The organism is Bacillota bacterium, from assembly GCA_040757205.1.
Classification (GTDB): domain Bacteria; phylum Bacillota; class Desulfotomaculia; order Desulfotomaculales; family Desulforudaceae; genus Desulforudis.
Window position 1 is genome coordinate 1 of sequence record JBFLXL010000007.1, and the last position, 20,832, is coordinate 20,832.

Below are 20,832 nucleotides of genomic sequence, written 5' to 3' on the forward strand. Positions count from 1 at the left end.
TGTATACTTGGAGCACGGTTTCAGGGGGTGACATTTTCTCAGGCCACTTTAACGATCTTAAGGGGTGACATTTTCTCAGGCCAAATTAGCGTGTTCTAAGGTGACATTTTCACTGGCCGTTGACAGGCTCCTGTGAAATTTTTCTCTATTCCCTGGAATATTGTGGTTGGTGATACACGAAATACTACTTATTTTTTGCATCTCCGTGCAGATTCTATTGCTTAAAAGGAGGTCGATACAATGTACGTAGCCCAAGGCCGCAACTTTTTGGACAATCGTGTTGACGTGATCCCCTCTCCCAGCCTGAAGGATCGTCACGCGACCATTCGTTACGAGGGGTTGCTCCAGAAATGTGGTGCCGACCGGGTCTTCATTCATTACGGCTTCGACGGCTGGAAGAGCAACTCTTTCGCCGAGATGCGGCGTGAACCCGACGGCTCATTCGCCTGCTCCATCCCGATGCAGGGCGATAGTGAATGCAACTTCTGCTTCAAGGATGCCGCGAACAACTGGGACAACAACAACGGGTGGAACTGGGCCACCGACATCAGATACTGATCCCCCCACCTGAACCGCCACGCGGAACCGAGGTTCACCACCTTAGAAAAAGGGCGCGTTACGCGTCCTTTTTTGTGCCGGCCGCCGGGCCATGGTATGATGAGATTTGAGGAGTGTGTTTGCCGATGGTGTATTCCGACGCCCTCCGGTACCGGTGGACCAAGGCCGCCCGGGAAAAGGTGGAGATGCTGCGCCGCCTTCATCCCGAGGATGACCGTCGTCAACTGGCCCAAAAACTGATCACCGACAAGGCGGTGACCTGCGGCGCGGTCGGGGCGCTCACCGCCCTGCCGGCCATCGTGCCGGGATTCGGCACGCTGATCGCGATCCTATCCGGGGTGATGGTGGACGTGATGGTACTGGGTGCCCTCCTCTACCGGTTGGTGCTGGAGATGGCCATTGTCTACGACCGCAACCCTGATGCTGTTGAAGTACAGAAGGAAGCCCTCTGGGTCTTCGGCATGGCCGCCGGAGTGCAGTCGGCGGGCAAAAAGGCGGCCCGGATCACCGCCGGGCACCTGTCCGCCCAGATGGCCGCCACCGGGATGAACCGGCCGCTCATTTTCCTGGGGTTGCGCGCCAGCCAGCGCTCGGTTCTGGGCCGGGTGATCCCCCTTTTCGGGGTGGTTGTCGCCGGCGGTATCAGTTTCTTCTTTGCCCGCGCGATCGGCAACCGCATCTTCAGGCACTACGAGGGTACCGAAAAAACACAGACCGGCCCTTGGAAGGGCCGCACCGTCGAGACGGATTACCGGGTTCTCCAGTAAAACCTATTGTCGGCCGGCCGTCCGTGAGCCCGCCGCCATGAACTTCATCAACAGCATCCCGGCCGCGAAGCCGCCTACATGCGCCCACCACGCGACCATATTGGCCGGGCCGGTGACGGCCAAAACCCCGTAGAGGAGCTGGAGGCCGATCCAGAGAAACAGGAACAGCACGGCCGGAACCTTCACGAAAGTGATGAAGAACAGAATCGGAACCAGGGCCAGGATCCGGGAACTCGGAAAAGTGATGAAGTACGCTCCCAACACTCCGGCCACCGCGCCGGAGGCCCCGATCGTCGGAATCAACGAGCCGGGAGCGCTCACGATGTGAGCCAGCCCTCCCGCGAAGCCGGCCAGGAGGTAGAACAGCAAAAACCGCCCCCGCCCCAGAACATCCTCGACGTTATCCCCGAACACCCAAAGGTAGAGCATATTCCCCAACACGTGAAACCACCCGCCGTGGAGGAACATGGAGGTCACCACCGGTATCCAGGTGTCAAGCACCAAGGGAGCCTGTAAAAACATCTGAATCTGCAGGGCGGGCACGATTCCGAAAGCAGTCACTAACCGCTGCAGCTCACCTGGAGAAAGCGCGATGGAGAACAAAAAGACCGTGAGGTTGGCGACGATGATGGCAACGGTGACGACCGGAAAGCGGCGGGTCCGGATTGTATCGCGCAGCGGTATCAACAGCAGCCCCTCCTGCCCGGATCCGGGCCCGCGATTTTAAAAACCTTGCTTCCAGTATGCCCGGCACCGGCCGTGGTGATCGCTTCCGCCCCGCACCTAAAGGTTGCGTTCCAGAATGGCGGTCAGGTCGGCGCGAGTCGCCTTGCGGGGGTTGGCCGCCAGAGAAGCGCTTTCAAGCGCCCCGGCAACCAGTTCGGGGACAGCCTCCCCGGTCAGGCCGAGAGCGCCGAGCTTCTCCGGCAACCCCAGCCGGGCCGACAGGCGGACCACATAATGGTGGAAGCGCCCGGCCGCCTCGGAATCCGAAGCGCTTGGCTGAGCCACGCCGATGGTCCGGGCCAATTGGGCGTACTCGTCTTCGGCCACGGCCATGTTGAATTCCACCACGTAAGGCAAAAGCACCCCGCATACCAATCCGTGCCCCAAGCCGTAACGCGCACCGACCGGAGACGCCAGGGCGTGCACCGCGCCGGCCCGCGCCGTGTTGAGCGCCATTCCGGCCAGTACGCTGCCCAAAAGCATGCTTTCCCGGGCGTCCCGGCGCCCGGGATGGTGGCAGGCCGTGTAGAAATTCTGCGCGATCAGGCGTACGGCCTCCCGGCTCAACGCGTTCGTATACGGGGTGGCCCAGCGGGAGGTGAAGGCTTCAACGGCATGCGTGAACGCGTCCATTCCGGTCTGCGCGGTCAAGCTCCGCGGCATGGACATGGTTAAAATGGGATCGGCCACGACCGTGCGGGCCATCCACCAGTCCGAGCGCACGCTTTGCTTCCGCCTGGTTGGCGGATCAATGAGCACCGCAGTCCTGGTCATTTCCGAGCCGCTGCCGGCGGTCGTCGGCACCGCGACAAAGGGCAGACCGGGGGCCAGGATCTCCCGGCCGTTCAGATAGTCCAGCGCCGGGCCGTCCGCGTGCGCCAGTCCGGCGATCATCTTGGCGGCGTCCAGTGCACTACCCCCGCCCGCACCGATCACCACCGTGCAGCCTTCTTCCCGGGCCCGGCGCCGTCCGGCTTCCACCACGTCCACCGCCGGCTCCGGCGGCACCTCCGCAAAGCTGATTACTTCGATCCCGGAAATCGCCAAGGGCTGGGTCACCCGTTCGATGTTTCCGGACTTTTTCAAGCTTTCCCGCCCCGTGACCAAAAGCGCCTTCTTGCCCAGTGCGGCCGTCTCTTCGCCCAGACGATAGGTGCTGCCCGGCCCGAAAAGCACCCTGGCCGGCGTAAGGATATCAAAAAGCAAAGAATCTTCCTCCTCCGGTGACTACCACCTAGAGAAAAGTGGCGATGTTCTTGATTTCCCGCCTTCGGGCACATATCTGGTAGTATTTTCGCGGAACGGCTGTGAATTCAGACCAGGCCGGACATTGAGCCGTGTGACTAATCGAAAACCTCTCTTCCCGGACAACCGCCCGGGAGTGAATTCAGACTTCTCCGGACATTGAGTCGTATGACCCGCAATACGTCCACTTCGCGGCACCCGGTGTCACGCGAGGCGGGCAACTCCACGGCTTTCAAGACCTCTTTCTGGACCACCAGACGTCAAATCCGGCCACTTCCTCGATCTCTCGGGTGCGTCCTCTGCCCATCAGCTGTTTTACGGCTTCGGCCGGGGACAGGCCCTCAAACAGCACCCGGTAGATCTGGTCCGTAATCGGCATTTCCACCCCGTGGATGCGGGACAACAAGCGGGCCGCCCGGGTGGTGCGCACTCCTTCGACCACCATGCGCACCGCGGCCTGGGCCTCCTCCAGCGTCTGGCCCCGGCCGATCTCAATCCCCGCCCGCCGGTTGCGGCTGTGGCGACTGGTACAGGTGACGATCAGGTCGCCCACCCCGGCCAATCCGCCGAAGGTGAGCGGGTTGGCACCGAGCCTGATCCCCAGCCGGGTGATTTCAGCCAGCCCCCGCGTCATGAGCGCCGCCTTGGCGTTGTCCCCGGATCCCAGTCCGTCGGCGATGCCCGTCCCCAGGGCGATGATGTTCTTCAAAGCCCCGCCCAGCTCCACCCCGACCGTGTCGGGATTGGTGTAGACCCGCAGGCCCGGGCTCATAAACAACGCCTGAACGGCCTCCGCAGCGGGTGCGAAGGGCGAAGAGGCGACTACGGCCGTGGGCAGGTTTCGGCCAACCTCTTCGGCGTGACTCGGCCCCGACAAGGCGACGTACCGGGAAAGGTCCGCGGCGCCCGATTCCTGAAGGTATACCTCGGATAAACGTTGGAGGGAATCCACCTCCAGCCCCTTGGCCACGTTGACCACGACCGCTTCCGCAGGCAGGTGGGCATGCGCGGCAGCCAGTACCCCGCGGAAGCCGTGGGAAGGAACGGCGAACACCACCACCGTGCTCCCCGCCAGCACCTCCTCCATCCCGGTGCTGACCCGCACCGTTTCCGGCAGTTTCACTCCCGGCAGGTACGCCACGTTTTCGCGGGTGCTTTTCAAGTTTTCGGCCAGACCGGCCCTGCGGGCCCATAACCAGACGGGGTGACCGTTGCGGGCGAGGTGTACGGCCAAAGCCGTTCCCCAGCTTCCCGCGCCCAATACGGCTACTTTATCCACCGTCACCACTCCTCTACATTTCCCGCGCGTAGCGGACCGCATTCCGAAATACCGGCAGGCCGTCCGGATCGCCGCCCTCGCCCCGGCGCCAATTCGGGTTCTGGGTCGTCTCCACGGACCTTTCCGGGTGCGGCATCAACCCCAGGATTAGCCCGGTCGGGTCGGCCAGGCCGGCGACTGCGTTCAAGGAACCGTTCGGGTTGTGCGGGTAAGTTTGAGCCGGGTCCCCATCGGGACCGACGTAACGGAAGACCACCTGGCCGGTGTTCTCCAGTTCTTGCAACACGCCTTCGGAGGTGTAAAACTTGCCCTCGCCGTGAGCAACCTGGTAGGTTACCGTACGTCCCTCAGCACCATGGGTAAAAACCGACCGGCCTTCAATGCGCATCCGAACCCAGCGGCATTCAAACCGACCGCTGTCGTTGGCCATCAGCGTCGCCGAGATCTCCCCCAGCCGGGCGTAGGGCAAAAGCCCCGTACGCACCAGCACCTGAAAACCGTTGCAGATTCCGAGCACCGGCCGGCCCCGGACCGTAAACTCCAACAGGGCATCCCGCAGAAACGACGTCAGTTCAACCGCCAGGATCTTGCCGGAATGGACGTCGTCACCGTATGAAAAACCCCCGGGAATGACCAGCACCGCGTGGTCTGAAAGCTTCCTGCTCCCGTCACGCAGTTCGTTCACGTGCACCAACCGGGGGTCGGCGCCGCACTTCTCGAAGGCGTAGGCTGTTTCCACGTCACAGTTGGTTCCGTCGGTTCGGAGAATACACACCGGGGGTCTCACGCACCGAACACCTCTTTCATCGGTCTCTGCCACCGGCGCTTCAAGAACGCCACCGGTACGGAAAAGAGTTCCTTTTCACCGGCTCGCGCCGTGACGGCGCTGTCTGCCGTGGTTTCCCCGATTACCAGGCAGGGCACGTGCGCAAACACTTCCCCGGGCTCCCGCCCGGGCGTGAGTTCCACCACGAAGCAGCCAGCCGTTTCGTTGAACAGGAAGTGGTCGGGGCGGATGCCGGCGGGCAGGGTCAAGCGGACTCCGCACCGGCCGCCGAAAGCCATCTCGGCGACGGCGGCCACCAGACCCCCTTCGCTGATGTCGTGGCAGGCGGCGACTGCGCCGGCGCGGATCGCCCGGTGTACGGCTTCAAAAACCAACCGGAGCACCTCCAGGTCGATTTCCGGCACGCTTCGGCCCAGGAAACCGTGCAGGTCGTAGTAGGCTGAGCCGCCCAACTGTTCCGGGCGGCGCCCTCCCACCAGCGCCAGGGTGCTCCCGGGCCGCTTCAGGTCGGCGGACACGGTCCGCCGCACGTCCGGCACCCGGCCCATCACCGACACGCACAGCACCGGCGGAATCCGGACGGTCAATCCTTCGCCGGTGGTATAGGTGCTGGACAGGCTGTCCTTGCCCGAGATGAATGGCATTCCCATGGCCCGCGAGAAATCCACGCAGGCATCCACCGCCCGGTCCAGGGCCCCGAGCGGCCCGACGTCCGGCACCGGCCAGATGAAGTTATCGATCAGGGTCATTTCCGCCGGATCGGCACCGGCGGCCACCGCGTTGGAGACGGCTTCGGCGGCGGCCCAAATGCTCCCGTGGTACGGGTCGATCAGGTTCAGCACCGGGTTTAGGCCGTGGGCGATCACCAGGCCGTAAGGCCGGCCCAGCAGCGGGGTGAGCACCACGGCGTCGTTGGGGGCGTCCAGGTCGGCACCACCCAGGGGCGGCAGCGCGTTGGTGCCCTGCACTCCGTGGTCGTACAGCCTGATGATCGGTTCCTTCGAACACACGTTCAGGTGCTCCATCACCCTTCCGTATAACTCCGCCCAGTCCGAGGGGTGCGCGGGGGGTTCCAGCACGGGTTCCGGATGCTCCGGCGGCTCCCAGGCGGCCTCCAACACGCGCATGCGCAGTCCGCCGTGCAGGAAGGACATCTCCAGGTCCAGGACGGTCTCACTGTTGTACGTGGCCCGAAAGCGCCCGTCGCCGGTGAACTCACCGATAACCGTGCTCTCCACGTTCAAGCGGCGGCAGACCTCCTGAAACGGTTGCCGGTTCTCCGGGGCGACGGCCGCCACCATGCGCTCCTGGCTTTCCGACAGCAGGATCTCCCAGGGTGCCAACCCCGAGTATTTAAGCGGGGCGGCGTCCAAGGCGAGCAACACGCCCGTATCGGCACCCATTTCCCCCGCCGCCGACGCGAAGCCGCCGGCGCCGCAGTCGGTGAGCGCGCGGATCAGGTTCTTGTCCCGCGCTTCGAGGATCGCGTCGCTCATCCGCTTTTCCTCGATCGGGTGGCCGATCTGCACCGCCTGTGCGTTTACGTCCATTGTGCGCTCGGTCATGGCCGCGCTGGAAAAGGTAGCGCCGTGGATGCCGTCCCTTCCGGTGCGCCCGCCGATGACCAGCACCAAATCACCCGCCCGGGCCACGCCTTTTGAGCAGCGCGCCTCGGGCAAAATCCCGTAGGCACCCACGATAACGGTGGGTTTGGCCCGAAAGTCCCGGTGAAAATGCACCGAACCATTATTGGTCGGGATGCCCATGCGGTTGCCGTAGTCCCGTACCCCGGCCACCACCCGCCGCAACAGGTAATGGGGATGCAGGCAGCCGGGCGGTATCTCTTCCCACGGAGTGCCGGGCGGGGCAAAGCAGAACATGTCGGTGGAGGCGATTACCCGGGCCCCCTGCCCCGTGCCCATTATATCCCGGAAAACGCCGCCGCTCCCGGTGGCCGCGCCTCCGTACGGCTCGATCGCCGAAGGGGAATTGTGGGTCTCCACCTTGCCGCAGACGGCCCAACCCTCGTAGAAGGCCATCACGCCCGAGTTGTCCACGTAGGCCGATCGTACCAGCGGGTGATTGACGTCCGCGGTGGCCTCCTGCAAACGCTTTAAAAACGGTTTCTTCTCCAGGCCGCCTACCGTGATTCGGGCCTTGAAAGTCTTGTGCACGCAGTGTTCCGACCAGGTCTGGGCCAGCACCTCCACCTCGCAGTCCGAGGGGTCTCTTCCCGCCCGGCGGAAGTAATCCTGAATGAGGCGCATTTCTTCCAGGCTCAGAAAGAGCTTGTCCCGGCTCAACTCCATCAGTTGGCCATCGTCCATGCGGCGCAAGGGGATGATCTCCGTCGCCCGGCCGGCGCCGGCAATCCGCAGGGACTCCGGCTTGGCCGTCACCACATGCTGGATGGTGGTGTTGACCAACAGTCTTTTTGTAATCAGCCCGATTTCTTCGGGGGTGACCGGCCCGTAAAAGGCGTACTCCTGACTGGAATCGGCGGCCCCCAGGTGCCGAAGTCCCAGATCGTGGGCCGCTTTTACCAAAGAGGCGGCCTCCGGGTTCATCACCCCGGGCCGGTACGCCACTTCCAGCAGGCGGTCGGCGTCGGTGATCAGGGGCCGGTTTACAGTGTAATCCTGAAAGGTCTCCTCCCACAGCAGGCTTTGCGCCAGCAGATCAGCTTGGGCGGGTGTAAGGTCTTCAAACCGGAAAACGCGGGCGGTGCGCACCATCCGGACACTGGTCAGGCCCAGGGCGGACCTGATCTCGGCCAGCAGCGCTTCACCCGCGGGATCGGGCAGGTTGGTCTTGATCCTGGTGCGGACTTCCTGTACCGGCATAGACGGCATTCCTCCCCGACAATTCTACCACGCCACCCGGCCTTCGTGCTACTTGTATGCCCCCCGAAAAACAGAGTCGGCGCGCCGAGCGGCTGCGCGGTGCGCCGGGCCCCGAACCGGGCCGCGGGAGCATCCCACGCGTTGGGCGGGGCTTAACAGGAGCGTTACTTGCGGAAACTGAACTTGGACTCCTTCCCCTTCAGGAGCCGGTCTATGTTCGCCCGGTGCTTGTAAACGGCCACCAGCGCCAGGAAGAAACCGAACAATACGTGGCGCCACCCGGCCCCGCCCAGGGCGAAGGCCAGCGGCACCGAAGAGACGGCGATAATAGACGCCAGGGAGACGTAACGGGTCAACGCCATCACCGCGATCCACACGGCGGCCGCCGTCGCCAGGGCCACCGGCGGCAGCATGATCAGCACCCCCAGGCTGGTGGCGATGATTTTGCCCCCCTGGAAGCGCAGAAACACCGACCACCCATGCCCGGCCAGCGCCGCCGCCGCAGTAAGCAACTCCACGCCCGGCACGCCGAACGCCCTCCCGAGGAGGACGGCGACGATTCCCTTGGTGGTGTCGCCCGCCAGGGAAACCAGTCCCCAGCCCGGCCCCAGTGTGCGCCATACGTTTGTAGCCCCGATGTTGCCGCTTCCGTGACTGCGGATATCGATGCCCTTGACGTACCGGGCGATCAGGTAACCGGTGGGCACGGAACCAACTAGATAACTAAGCCCGATCGCTAGAATAACCGTCAGCGCCATCATTTTGACTCCCGCCTCCTGAACAAAATTCGCACCGGCACGCCTTGGAAACCCATGGCCCGCCGGACTTCGTTCTCCAGGTACCGCCGGTAGCCCGGGGAAACCAGCCCGGGGTCGTTTACAAACAAGAGAAAGGCGGGCGGCCCGGCCGCCACCTGGGTACAGTACATCAGCTTCAGCCGTTTCCCTTTCCGGGCCGGCGGCGGAGAAATCATAAAGGCGTCGTGCAGGATCCGGTTCAGCACGCTCGTGGGGACCTGACGCCGGTACTCGCCCATGACGGTTTCGACCGAACCGAGGATTTTCGGGATCCCCAGGCCGGACACCGCCGAAACGCACAGTACCGGGGCATAACCGATAAAGGTCAGCTCCCGGCGCACTTCTTCCTGATAGCGGTGGGCCGAGACTCCGGTCCCCTCCGCCAGGTCCCACTTGTTCACCACGATAATGGTGCCTTTGCCGGCTTCCTCGGCCAGCCCCGCGATCCGCTGGTCCTGGTTCGTCACCCCGTCGGCGAAGTCCAGCACCACCAGCGCAAGGTCGGCGCGCTCCAGGGCCTTTTTGGCCCGGAGCACGCTGTAGTGCTCGATCGACTCCCGGATTTTCGCCTTGCGGCGCATGCCCGCGGTGTCAATGAACACGTATTCCCGGCCGTCCCGGCGAAACAACGTGTCCACCGCGTCTCTGGTGGTGCCGGGGATATCACTGACGATTACGCGGTCCTCACCCAGGATGGCGTTCACCAGTGAAGACTTGCCGACATTCGGCCGGCCCACCACCGCGATCCGCACCGGCAAAGGCCCCCCGGGTTCATCGGCTCTGGGCGGCATTTCGGCCACCACCAGGTCCAGAAGGTCCCCGATATTAAGCCCCTGGGCGGCGGACACCGGTACCGGCTCGCCGAGCCCCAGCCGGAAAAAGTCGCCCAGCGGCAAGGGCCGGTTGAAGTCATCGACCTTGTTGACCACGACCAGGACCGGCTTGCCGGAACGCCGGAGCAGCGCGGCCACCTGGACGTCCTCTTCCAGTAAACCGGCGTTGCCGTCCAAAACGTAGAGAATCAATTGGGCTTGGGCAATCGCCCGCCGGGCTTGGCCGGCAACCTGGCCGGCCATATCCTCGCCCGCCCCGCTTTCGATCCCGCCCGTATCCACCAGGACAAACCGCCTTCCGGCCCAGTCGACCTCCTGGTACAGCCGGTCCCGGGTGACGCCCGGTTCGGCATCGACCACGGCGGCCTGCCGGCCCAGTATCCGGTTGAAAAGTGTGGACTTGCCCACGTTGGGACGGCCCACGATGGCCACCACCGGCTTGGTCACTATCCGGTTCCCCCTTGACTGGTTGTGCGGTTCCAGGACCAGAATCCAGGATTCAGAATTCAGAATGAAGAACCAGGATCAAAACTATGGCCGGACTTGCTGGTACTTGATTGACGGCCTCATCTGTTGTGAAGCATCAAGAGTCAAGAATCAGCCTTACCAGTGTGCGCGGTCCGGCGGCGCCCTCGACGCGGGTTCCGAGACGCCGGCCCAATTCGGCTTTTGTCATGTCGTCCAGAAATTCCCGGCCGTCCTTGAGTGCGGTTCCCGGTACCACCACCAGGTCGGCCAAAGCACCGCCCGCCAACTGTTCCGCGATGTCACCGCCCGAAAGCAGGCCGCTGACCGTGACCGTTCGGCCGAGGAACTGGTTGTCGATTGCGGCCACACACACCTCCAGCCCCTCCACCCGGTTCAGCCGCTCCACCATCGGCGCGAAGAGGGACGCAGCCAACCGCCCGCTGACTATGGTCACCCGGCGGGGAGACATCCGGTTGGGCAGTTCGGGTTCAACCAGCGCCCACTCGTCCAGGAAGAGCCGTACCAGTCCGACTCCGTTCTCCAGTTGCGGGAAACCGTCGTAGGCCGCGGCGGGGGGGACGTCGCACCCCGCGAGCAGGAAGAACTCGTCGGCCGCATACACAAAGGAATTGCCGTACCGCTCGCGATAACGCTCCTGCCAGGCGCTAACCGCCGTGAGCAACGACCGCGCTCCGGACACCGTGAAACCGGTGAGCGGGTAGAGCCCTTTACGATACCGGGTCCGGCCCACCGGAACCACGCCCACCGAGCGGACCGACGGCCAAAGGGCCGCCAAGTCTTTCACCGTGCGCCCCAGTTCATCCCCGTCATTGAGGCCCGGGCAAAGCACCACCTGAGTGTGGACCTCGATGCCGGCCGCCTTCAAAAACCGCAGTTGGCGCCCGATTTCCCCGGCACGGCGGTGACCCATCAAGCGGCGGCGCAGGGCCGGGTTCGTGGAGTGGACCGAAACGTAAAGCGGGCTCAAGCGCTGGCCGGCGATCCGCTCTAGGTCCCTCTCGTCCGCGTTGGTCAGGGTGATGAAGTTGCCTTCGAGAAAAGAGAGCCGGTAGTCGTCGTCCTTGATGTACAGGGAGGACCGGAGTCCGGGCCGCATTTGGTCCACAAAGCAAAACAGACACCGATTCCGGCAGCGGTGCATTTTCGGAATGGGCGCGGCGAAACTCAAGCCCAGGTCCTCGTCGTATTCCTTCTCGATCTCCAGGAGCCATCGCTCCCCGCCCTGCTTGGCCACCAGTACGCGAAGCCGCTCGTCGGTTGAATAGAACCGGTAATCGATCAAATCCTCCAGGGCGGCGCCGTTGACGGAAATGACCCGGTCACCGGGGGACAACTCCAGCTCCGCGGCGATGCTGCCCGGCCGTACGGCCTGTACAACCAAGCCCTCGGACAATACTGGCCCCTCCTTTGCTACCAGCATTATCCCGCAGTTCCTTTCATCCGTCAACGCTGACCGGCCGGGAGGGGGGAAGAGCGCCCCTTTTCCAACCGTTCCAGCAACCGGCGGCCGAGCCCGTAAAACCCGATCCGGTAACAGAAGGCCGCCAACCGCAGCCTGGACCCCGGCGGCACGGTGATCCGCCGCACGGCGTACTGTTCCGGCCCGATGTCAAACATGCCGCAAAAAGTGCCGATCAGCCTGGGAAGCAGTGTTCGGTCTGTCCGCGCCCAGACGGCGTACACCTCCCGCTCCTGCGCGTCCTTCCCGGCGTACATGAACCGGTGGTGGTGATCCAGAAAGGACAACGAGTCGGAGCGGGTCTTCCCGCCACCGGGGGCGGCCGTTTGTTCCAGCGCGAACAGGCCCGCCAACGGCGTATGATGCACGTAGAAGATCTTCAGTTTTCAAGGCACCTCGTTTCTGGCTTCGTTCACCAGCGCAACCACTTTCCGGTAGGCCGCGCGTGACCCCCGGGTGACCAGAAACCGCCCGACGGCCTTCAGCCCGACGGCCCGGGACAAAAATCCGCCCAACTGCATGCTCCAATTCAGGGCCGGGGTGGAATCGACCACTTTAAGTCCGGTCTGGATGGCAAACGCCGAGTGCAGTCCGGCCAGGATCATTTCGGTTTCCGCCCCGTGCCTGCGGCGTCCCATGACGTAAACCCGGTTTCCGGCCGGATCCACGCCGTAGCAGTGGATCCGGCCGTAGTCATTGCCGTCCTGCTTGTCGAAAAGAGGCAGAGACAAAAGCCGGTCGGGAGCGGGAGCCTCACCGGACGCCAGCATCCCCGTATGCACGGCCGCGGCCAGAACCGAGGAGTGGGTGCCCCCAAAACAGTGGTAAAGAAACTTCAACTACCCGGCTCCTTTACGCTAATGATCCGGCTTGTTTTCGTCGTCAGTCCTTTCCTTCAGCTTCAGCGGCCGGCCCAACCGCCCGAAATCAAATTCCCGGCTCAAGAATTGGTGCAACTTCTCTTTGGCCTGCGCCCAGCCTCCGGCCGCGATCACCAGGTACGCACCCACCGCCAGGATGACCGCTAGCGCAATGCCGAAAGCCACCCGCCAACCGGCACCGCCGCCGGCTTGATCGGGGCCGACCGGGCCCACGCCGAGGACGGCCGGAACCGCCTCGGCTAAAAGCGACACCCCGCCTTTGGCCTCCGACTTGCTGTTCGTGTGGGTGCCGGCCTCGATCAGGATGGCGGTGGAAATCAGGTCCTGGTTATAATTGCCCCGCGCCATGAAGATCTCCTTGACCACGTTGGGGTTTGCTTCGTTGGCGCGGGCCATCAGGCGGCGGGCGAAGTCGATGTTGGCGTCCCGTTTCGGGTTTTGCCGCCCCACCACCAGCCGGATCTGGCTGACCGTCTCTCCCTGGATCTGCTCGCGGAAAAACTCCGGGTCCGGGATTCCGTCTCGGTGCACGTCGATCAGGGCGGCCGGACCGCGCCCCAGCAACTGTACCGCCGTCTTCCGGGAGCGTTCATAGGCTTGGGCGTCGTGGGGGTTGTGGTTGGTGGTGTCGTGGAACACGGATAATCCCTGTTCCCGCAGGCTTTGCGCGAATATCCGGCCGACTTCGATGATGTCCCCGCGGTTCTCGAAAGCCGTGCCCGAATCGGGCACGTAGGATTCCATGGTGTGCGAATGGTAGACGGCCACGTCCAGCCCGCCCCGGCGGGCGTCTTGGGGTGTTTGCGCCGGCAAGGCCAATTCGTGGCCGTAACGCCTGAAGTAGTCCGACCAGGCCAGAAGGTCACGGTCCAGACCCAACAGGCGCGCCTCGGCAATGCCGTTGTCCACCCGGACCACCCGGTAGTGTTCCGCCCGGGCGGTGATCACCTCGTCACCGGAGAACACTTGCCGGCTGGTCTTGGTGATTATCTTGCCTTGCTCATCCACCACCGTTGTGTACCGACCCGCTTCATGGTCGCAAAAATCCAGGCTGATTGTCTCCGCCCTGGTCAAAGCAGTCAGCCCTCTTTCCGATTCCAGATAGCCAATGACCGCCAGAATGACCACGAAGCACGCCAGGACGAGTCTTACAACGAGTTTACGTCCCATCTTTCCGGCCCTCCTCATCTTCCCCGGGTGTTCTCAGGTTCACGAGCAAAGCAGGGTCCCGACCCTCGGTCCGGGGGCCGCCCTGGAGGCGCTCCCTGAGTTCACCGACGATTTCGGCCAGCAGCACGGCCAGTACACCAGCCACTACTACTACGTCGAAAACCCCGGCCCCGCCGAAATGGACCAAGCCGGTCAGGCCGCGGGCCGCCAGAAGCGCCCCGTGGAACACGTCGGCCAGCAGCACGCCCAGAGTGGCCGCGACCCAGGCCCCGCGTCGGGACCGTCCCACGGCGTAAGCGATGACGGCGGCGACCACCGGGTAGACGTAGATGATGTCCACAAAGGCGAAACGGCCTGCCGGTTCGGGAAGCCCCGTAAACAAGAAGGAACCGATCCCGAACACCACCACCGCGGTGATCAGCGCGGCGCCCAGGGCCCTGGCCACCTCAACCCCGGTGCCCGCCCGGCTGAGGAGATAAACGGCCAGGCCGACCGGAACCAGCGCCCCACCTATGTTGATGGCGAAGGCGATGTTTCCGATGGTGAAGGGGATGTCGATCAGGCTGCCCACGATCAAGGCGCCGAGGATCAACAAGGCCGCCCTGTCGGTCAGCCGGAGGCGGTCCAATACCCGCTGCGCCGCCCCCAGGTAAATCAGGACCGAGACCACGATCAGGATGATAATACCCACCGGCAAGTTCTGCATGGCACCTGCTCCTTCCGGAAGCCGATTGAATTAAAAGTATGCTCCCCCAGCCGGTCCAAAATATGCAATCCGGGGAAGACAGAAAAAGCCCCGGCGGTTCTGCCGCCAGGGCTCCTGAGCTTTTTTGAGCACCGGTTAATTCTTCTGAAGCAGGTCTCCGAAAACGTCTCCGATGGTGACCTCGCCGCTCCCCTGGGTGTCCTGGTAGTCCTTGTCTTTTTCCACTTCCCGCAGTGAAAGCCGGATCCGCTTGTTTTCGTCGTCCACGCTTAAGACCTTGACGTTTATCTGCTGGCCCTCCGCAATCACGTCCTCCGGCTTGGCCACGTGCCAGTCGGCCAGGTGGGAAATATGTACCAATCCCTCGACGCCCGGCTCCAATTCCACAAAGGCGCCGAACGGGACCAGGCGGACCACGCGGGCGCTGACCACGCTGCCGACGGGGTAATTCTCGGCGACCAGCTCCCACGGATTGGGCAAGACTTGTTTCAAGCTCAGCGACACTTTCTCATTGTCCCGGTCGATCCGCAGCACCTGCACCTCCACTTCGTCCCCCACCTTCAGCACTTCGGACGGATGGTTGATGCGGTGCCAGGAAATCTCGGAGATGTGCAGCAAACCGTCCAGGCCGCCGATGTCCACAAAGGCGCCGAACTGGGTGAGCCGCCGGACGACCCCCTTCACGACATCACCCTCCTGGATGGTCTCCAGCGTGTCTTTCCGTTTCCGGGAGTACTCTTCCTCCAGCAGGACCTTCCGGGATAGGATCACTTTCTTCCGGGCCTTGTTCAGCTCGATGACCCGGGCGGAAATTTCCCGGCCCACATACTGGCTCAAGTCCTCCACGTAGCCTCTCTCCACCTGCGATGCCGGCAGAAATGAACGCACACCCAGGTCCACGAGCAGTCCGCCCTTGACCACTTCGCGGACAACGCCCCTGACGGTTTCCTCGCCTTGAAAGGCCTTGTCCAACGTATCCCACGCCTTGACCGCGTCGGCCCGGCCCTTGGAAAGGATGATCCGGCCCTCGTTGTCCTCGGCCTTGACCACCCACACATCTATCTCGTCTCCCACCTGAACCACCTCGCCGGGGGAGCTGACATCATAGCACGACAACTCACGCAAAGGCACAACACCCTCCGACTTCGCCCCGACATCCACCAAAACTTCGTCCTGACCGACCTGGACGATGACGCCCCTGACGATCTCCCCGCTCCTGAGGGACCGCACCGGTGTGGTCTTAAGTTCTTCCTCCGGACTTCTGGCCTCTTCCTGCTGGTTTTCCTGCCGGTTCGCGGCAGCCTGCTCCGTGTTTACTTGTTCCTCCGGACCGACAACCTCTTCCTTCTCCGACAATTCTTCCATTCGCCTCTTAACCTCCTCAATAATCCAATCGGGCGTTGACGCTCCCGCCGTCAGGCCGGCCGCCGTGCAGCCCTGGAACCATTCGGGCTGCAACCGGTCTCCGGTCTCGATGTGGTAGGTCGGAGTGCCGCCCGAGCGGCACAAATTGGTGAGCTTGCGGGTGTTGGCACTGTTGATGCCCCCGACAACCACCATTACGTCCACCTGTCGGGCCAGCGTGAGGGCGGCGTTCTGGCGCTCCACCACCGCGTTGCAGATGGTGTCGCATACCAATACCTCCCCCATCCTGGAACGCAACTCCTCCACCACCGCCTCCAGGTTCGCGTGCGGCTGCGTGGTCTGGGCCACTACCCCGACCCGCGGATAGAAAGGCAGGGCACCGGCTTCCGCCCGGTCCTCCACCACCAGGGCCTGGCCGTTGGTCCAGCCTACAATCCCCCTTACCTCCGGGTGTTTCCGGTCACCGACCACGACCACCTGGTGTCCGGAGTCGTTCAAATCACAGGCCAGCCGTTGCGCACGCTTCACGAAGGGACAGGTCGCGTCCACCACCGTGAATCCTAACTCCTGAGCCTTCTCCAACAACTTGGGCTCCACGCCGTGGGAACGGATGATCAGCGTTCCGCGCGGCACCGTTTCGATTTCTTCGACAACCTCGATTCCTTGTCCGGCGAGATGGGCCACCACCTGGGGGTTATGGATCAAAGGTCCCAAGCTGTAAATGGGAGGGGCTGTTTCGCGAACCGTTTTCAACGCCAGATCGATCGCCCGGTGTACCCCGAAACAAAAGCCCGCTTTGGTGGCCAACCTCACTTCCACGCTCTTATCTCACCTCACGCCTTGAGCAGGGTGCCGATCTCCCCCATAACCCGGTTGCTGATCTCCTCCAGAGCCTCTTTTGAGGGTTTCTTTCCGGCGTATTCCGGAAACGCGAGCGGTTTTCCGACCCGCACCCGGACTTTGCCCAAAACCCCTTTGGTTCCAATGAGGGCCACCGGCAATATGGGGACCCCCCCCTTCAAAGCCACCAACGCCACCCCGTAGTGTGGCTTTTGCAGTTCACCGCTCTTGCTCCGGGTTCCCTCCGGAAACATACCCACCACCCGTCCCGCCTTGAGGTGACCCAGCGCCGTGCGGATCGCCTCCCGGTCAAAAGTCTCCCGGTGTACCGGGAACGTTCCCCACGCCGTAATGATGGTCTTCAGCACGGGAATGCGGAAAAGCTCGGCCTTGGCCATAAAGTAGATCCGCCGGCCGATCATACACCCGCACACCACCGGATCCCAGTAGCTGCTGTGGTTGGCGGCCACAATCAACCCGCCCGACGGGGGGATGTTTTCCGCCCCTTTTACCTCCCAACGCCGCAGCAACAGGAGCACGGTCCGGCACAGGTGCCAGCAGAACCAATAAAACACTTATGTATTGCCCACCTTTGCCACGATCATCGCCACCACTTCGTCGACACTCAGGTCGGTGGTGTCGATGACGACGGCGTCGGGCGCCACGCAAAGCGGCGCCAAGGACCGGCTGCTGTCTATCCGGTCCCGTTCCTCAATCTCGCGCACCAATCGGTCCAGGTCAAGCCGGTAACCCTCTTGGTTCAGCTCCTTCAAACGCCGCCGCGCCCTTTCCAGCGGGCTGGCCGTTACAAAGAACTTATGGTCGGCGTCCGGCAGAACGACCGTGCCGATGTCCCGGCCCTCCATGACGATACCGCCTGCCACGGCAAGTTCACGCTGCAAAAGGGTCAGCACCTGCCGCACAGACGGTATACGGGCATAGTAAGAAACCTGGCGCGACACATCGGGCTCCCTGATGGCCCGGGTGACGTCTTCTCCGTTGAGATGAACCCGCAAGCCCTCCCCGGAACCCGCCTCGAACTTGAGATCGGCGCTCCGGACCAGTTCGGTCAACTTCTCTTCGCTGTCCGAGGGAGCTATCCCCGCGCGCATCCCGAGAAGGGTGATACCTCGGTACATAGCTCCGGTATCAACATAGGTGAATCCCAAACTGTCCGCGACCCTTTTAGCTACCGTACTTTTACCCGCTCCTGCAGGGCCATCAATAGCAGTGACGCCCCTCCCGATCGCCCCGGCCCCCTTTTGCACACCCAACATTACGGTTGTACTTCGACAAACAAGCGATATTTCCTCCCGAAATAATAAAAAGACCGGATGTTTGGTAGTCGGTAGTCGGTCAAATCACTGTTGTTGAATATTATTCGAGGCGCAGGGAATTTAATGCGTCGGCGAATCCGGGGAAGGACACGTCGATACAGCCGGAATCGCGGATGATGGTGACGTCGGACGCGGCTAGGCCGGCTACGGCAGCCGCCATCGCGATGCGGTGGTCGCCGTGACTTTCGCACTCACCTCCGGTGAGCCGCCGCGGCCCCCGGATTACCAGGCCGTCGGGCGTCTCCCCGATATCGGCCCCCAGCCCGCTCAGTTCGTTGCGGGTGGCCGTCAAACGGTCGGACTCTTTTACCCTGAGTTCCGCGGCGTCGCGGATCACCGTTTCCCCGTCGGCGTACGCCGCGGCCACCGCCAGGACGGGAATCTCGTCCACCAGCCTCGGGATCAGAGCCCCCTCAATCACTGTGCCGCGCAGGGCGCTTGACCGGACCCGGATGTCGGCCACCGGTTCCCCGCCGGTTTCCCGGGGCCGGCTCACGGAGATCCGCGCCCCCATGTCCGCCAGGGCGTCAAGTATTCCGGTCCGGGTCGGATTGACGCCCACGTCCTTCAGCACCAGGTCGCTCTCAGGCGTAATCAGCGCGGCGACGATGAAAAAGGCGGCCGAGGAGATGTCGCCCGGGATTCTGATTTCACGCCCGCCGAGATCCGGGGAGGGAGATACCGTCACTACTCGGCCCCGGCGCGCCACCCGCGCCCCGAAGGCGTTCAGCATCCGCTCGGTGTGGTCCCGGGTCGCCACCGGCTCCGTGATCTCCGTCGGCCCGTCCGCAAACAGCCCGGCCAGGAGCAGGGCCGATTTCAACTGGGCCGAGGCCACCGGAAGCCAATACTTGAGGCCCGAAAGCCGGCCCCCGGTCACGGCGATCGGCGCCAGATTAGCGTTGTCGCGGCCCAATATGGTCGCGCCCATCTCCCGGAGCGGCCCGGTCACCCGGCCCATCGGACGCCGCCGCAGAGAGGCGTCGCCCGTAAGCACGCTAAAAAAGGGCTGCCCGGCCAGAATCCCAAGCATCAGCCGCATAGTGGTTCCGGAATTGCCGGCGTCGAGCACGTCCGGGGCCTCGGTCAGGGCCTTGGGCCCGCGGCCCCGGATCCGGACGGCGTCTTTGTCCGGCCCCTCGATTTCTACGCCGAGAGCCCGGAAACAGCGCACGGTGGCCAGACAGTCTTCCCCGGGCAGGAAATTGGTGGCCGCCGTTTCCCCGTGTGCCAGGGAGCCCAGCATTACCGCCCGGTGCGAAATGGATTTATCGCCCGGGACGCAGATCTCACCGCGCAGGCCCCGGGCCGGCGTAACGGTCAGGGTCAAAAACACTCACCGCCTCAACTGGATTCTGGGTCACCGAGGGGAAACGGGGGAAACGGGGTCAGGCCCCTTTTTTCCTTCCTTTTCCCCGTGGGGGACTGGTCACCGAGGGGGACAGGCACGTTTTTGGCTGCATCAACTGCCCGGGGTCCAATTCGATTGCCTGCCCAAAAACGAGCCAGTCCCCCGGGGCGAAAAAGGGGGACAGTCCCCTATTTTTCTGCCCGAGCCAGTCCCCTGGGGCGCCCAACGGACGCACCCGCTACCGGAAAAGCTGTCAGAGTCTTTTTCCCGGTCACTCATGCTACAAGGGGGTCAGTGCCTGGTCACCGGGATCCCTTCGCCGGCCAGCAGTTCGGCGGCCCGGTCCCGGTCCCGTGCGGCGCCGAAGGCCAGGCGGACGGTGCCGCCTTCACCTTCCCGCACCCGGAGGATCTCCAGGTCGGAAATGTTTATTTCGTGCCGGCCGAGGAGCGAGGCCACCGTGGCAATGGTCCCCGGGCGGTCGGAAATGGTGATGGTGATTTCGTGGAGGTCTTTCAAGTATCCCTTCGCCCGGGCCGGCAGGCCTTCCCGGCTCTCCCGTGCCTTTTGGAGCCAGGCGGTGATTTCTTCCGCCCCGCCTTCATCCAGGGCGCCTTCAATAACGTTCAGTTCCTCGCGGAACCGGTGCAGCAGAGCCTTCAGCATCCCCCGGTTGGCCAGGAATATGTCGAGCCACATCGGAGGACTGCCGGCCGCCACCCGGGTGGTGTCGCGGTAGCCGCCGGCCGCCAGCGCCAGCGCCCGTTCCGAACCTTCCATCCCGGCCACCGTATTCACCAGGGTGCAGGCCAACAGGTGCGGCAGGTGGCTGACGGCGGCCACGGCCCGGTCATGTTCCCCGGGCGTCATCTCGATCACCCGGCACCCCAACCCCTCCGCCATCAACCGCACCCGCGCAGACGCCCGCCTATCAGTGTGGGGCGTGGGAGTGAGGACGTAGTACGCGCCCTCAAACAGGTAACGGTCGGCACCGCCGATCCCGGCCTGCTCCGAACCGGCCATGGGGTGCCCGCCCACGAAGTGCACCCCGGCGGGAGTGATCCGAGCGGCGGCGTCCACCACCGCCGCTTTGCAGCTCCCGACATCCGTCACAATGGTTCCCGGTCGCAGGTGCGGCACCACCAAGCGCAACACCGGGATGATGCTGGCCACCGGAACGGCGATGACCACCAGTTCGGCGCCGGCCAGTCCGGTTTGGGGGTCGGTGGTGAAATGATCGACCGCGCCCCGCGCAAGCGCCTCCTGCAGGCGCGACGGGTCGCGGCCGACGCCGGTCACGGTGCGGGCTAATCCCCGGGCCCTTAAACCCAGGCCGATAGAGCCCCCGATGAGGCCCACACCGATAATGGACACCTGGTTAAACAAAAAAGCTCTCTCC

General features: G+C 63.6%; 19 protein-coding genes. 2 read left to right on the top strand and 17 right to left on the bottom strand.

Features of this window, described 5'->3' with window-relative positions; all coding sequences use genetic code 11:
• Positions 1-240 precede the first annotated feature (240 nt).
• Positions 241-558, top strand: a complete 318-nt coding sequence (locus tag AB1402_06525; GenBank protein ID MEW6541249.1) for a carbohydrate-binding protein — start codon at positions 241-243, stop codon at positions 556-558.
• A gap of 119 nt (positions 559-677) precedes the next feature.
• A complete protein-coding gene (locus AB1402_06530; protein ID MEW6541250.1) occupies positions 678-1,325 on the top strand; it encodes a hypothetical protein in 648 nt (215 codons plus the stop codon).
• Positions 1,326-1,328: 3 nt separating this feature from the next.
• Here the strand turns inward: AB1402_06530 and AB1402_06535 are convergent, their stop codons facing one another.
• From AB1402_06535 to AB1402_06615, 17 genes are all read right to left on the bottom strand, one after another.
• Positions 1,329-2,012, bottom strand: coding sequence for a rhomboid family intramembrane serine protease (locus AB1402_06535; GenBank protein ID MEW6541251.1), 684 nt, complete (start codon positions 2,010-2,012; stop codon positions 1,329-1,331).
• Positions 2,013-2,108: 96 nt separating this feature from the next.
• Positions 2,109-3,257: an iron-containing alcohol dehydrogenase gene (locus AB1402_06540; GenBank protein MEW6541252.1), complete on the bottom strand. Its 1,149-nt coding sequence runs from the start codon at positions 3,255-3,257 to the stop codon at positions 2,109-2,111.
• Positions 3,258-3,528: 271 nt separating this feature from the next.
• Positions 3,529-4,575, bottom strand: a complete 1,047-nt coding sequence (locus AB1402_06545; protein MEW6541253.1) for an NAD(P)H-dependent glycerol-3-phosphate dehydrogenase — start codon at positions 4,573-4,575, stop codon at positions 3,529-3,531.
• Between the two features lie 13 nt (positions 4,576-4,588).
• Positions 4,589-5,362 carry a phosphoribosylformylglycinamidine synthase I gene (purQ, locus tag AB1402_06550; GenBank protein ID MEW6541254.1) on the bottom strand — a complete coding sequence of 258 codons (774 nt, stop codon included), beginning with the start codon at positions 5,360-5,362 and terminating at the stop codon, positions 4,589-4,591.
• A complete protein-coding gene (locus tag AB1402_06555) occupies positions 5,359-8,205 on the bottom strand; it encodes an AIR synthase-related protein (protein ID MEW6541255.1) in 2,847 nt (948 codons plus the stop codon). The genes purQ and AB1402_06555 overlap by 4 nt, the downstream gene beginning before the upstream one ends.
• A gap of 164 nt (positions 8,206-8,369) precedes the next feature.
• Complete coding sequence (gene plsY, locus AB1402_06560; protein MEW6541256.1) at positions 8,370-8,966, bottom strand: glycerol-3-phosphate 1-O-acyltransferase PlsY; 597 nt, start codon at positions 8,964-8,966, stop codon at positions 8,370-8,372.
• Positions 8,963-10,282 (bottom strand): ribosome biogenesis GTPase Der, encoded by a 1,320-nt coding sequence (gene der / locus AB1402_06565; GenBank protein ID MEW6541257.1) that lies wholly within the window; start codon positions 10,280-10,282, stop codon positions 8,963-8,965. The genes plsY and der overlap by 4 nt, the downstream gene beginning before the upstream one ends.
• 136 nt (positions 10,283-10,418) lie before the next feature.
• Complete coding sequence (locus tag AB1402_06570; GenBank protein ID MEW6541258.1) at positions 10,419-11,744, bottom strand: DUF512 domain-containing protein; 1,326 nt, start codon at positions 11,742-11,744, stop codon at positions 10,419-10,421.
• Between the two features lie 23 nt (positions 11,745-11,767).
• Complete coding sequence (locus tag AB1402_06575; protein ID MEW6541259.1) at positions 11,768-12,151, bottom strand: hypothetical protein; 384 nt, start codon at positions 12,149-12,151, stop codon at positions 11,768-11,770.
• Positions 12,152-12,169: 18 nt separating this feature from the next.
• The gene (locus AB1402_06580) at positions 12,170-12,622 is read right to left on the bottom strand and encodes a DUF3189 family protein (protein ID MEW6541260.1); all 453 of its coding nucleotides are present in this window, start codon (positions 12,620-12,622) and stop codon (positions 12,170-12,172) included.
• An 18-nt stretch (positions 12,623-12,640) separates the two neighbouring features.
• The gene (gene spoIIP, locus AB1402_06585; GenBank protein ID MEW6541261.1) at positions 12,641-13,834 is read right to left on the bottom strand and encodes a stage II sporulation protein P; all 1,194 of its coding nucleotides are present in this window, start codon (positions 13,832-13,834) and stop codon (positions 12,641-12,643) included.
• Positions 13,824-14,540 carry a DUF1614 domain-containing protein gene (locus AB1402_06590; protein MEW6541262.1) on the bottom strand — a complete coding sequence of 239 codons (717 nt, stop codon included), beginning with the start codon at positions 14,538-14,540 and terminating at the stop codon, positions 13,824-13,826. Before AB1402_06590 ends, spoIIP begins: the two co-directional genes overlap by 11 nt.
• A 135-nt stretch (positions 14,541-14,675) precedes the next feature.
• Positions 14,676-16,724: a bifunctional 4-hydroxy-3-methylbut-2-enyl diphosphate reductase/30S ribosomal protein S1 gene (locus AB1402_06595; protein ID MEW6541263.1), complete on the bottom strand. Its 2,049-nt coding sequence runs from the start codon at positions 16,722-16,724 to the stop codon at positions 14,676-14,678.
• A 14-nt stretch (positions 16,725-16,738) separates the two neighbouring features.
• Positions 16,739-17,320, bottom strand: a complete 582-nt coding sequence (locus AB1402_06600; GenBank protein MEW6541264.1) for a lysophospholipid acyltransferase family protein — start codon at positions 17,318-17,320, stop codon at positions 16,739-16,741.
• A complete protein-coding gene (cmk, locus tag AB1402_06605) occupies positions 17,321-18,022 on the bottom strand; it encodes a (d)CMP kinase (GenBank protein MEW6541265.1) in 702 nt (233 codons plus the stop codon). It lies immediately after the preceding gene.
• 100 nt (positions 18,023-18,122) lie between these two features.
• A complete protein-coding gene (gene aroA / locus AB1402_06610) occupies positions 18,123-19,412 on the bottom strand; it encodes a 3-phosphoshikimate 1-carboxyvinyltransferase (GenBank protein MEW6541266.1) in 1,290 nt (429 codons plus the stop codon).
• Between the two features lie 312 nt (positions 19,413-19,724).
• Positions 19,725-20,819: a prephenate dehydrogenase gene (locus AB1402_06615; GenBank protein MEW6541267.1), complete on the bottom strand. Its 1,095-nt coding sequence runs from the start codon at positions 20,817-20,819 to the stop codon at positions 19,725-19,727.
• Positions 20,820-20,832 lie beyond the last annotated feature (13 nt).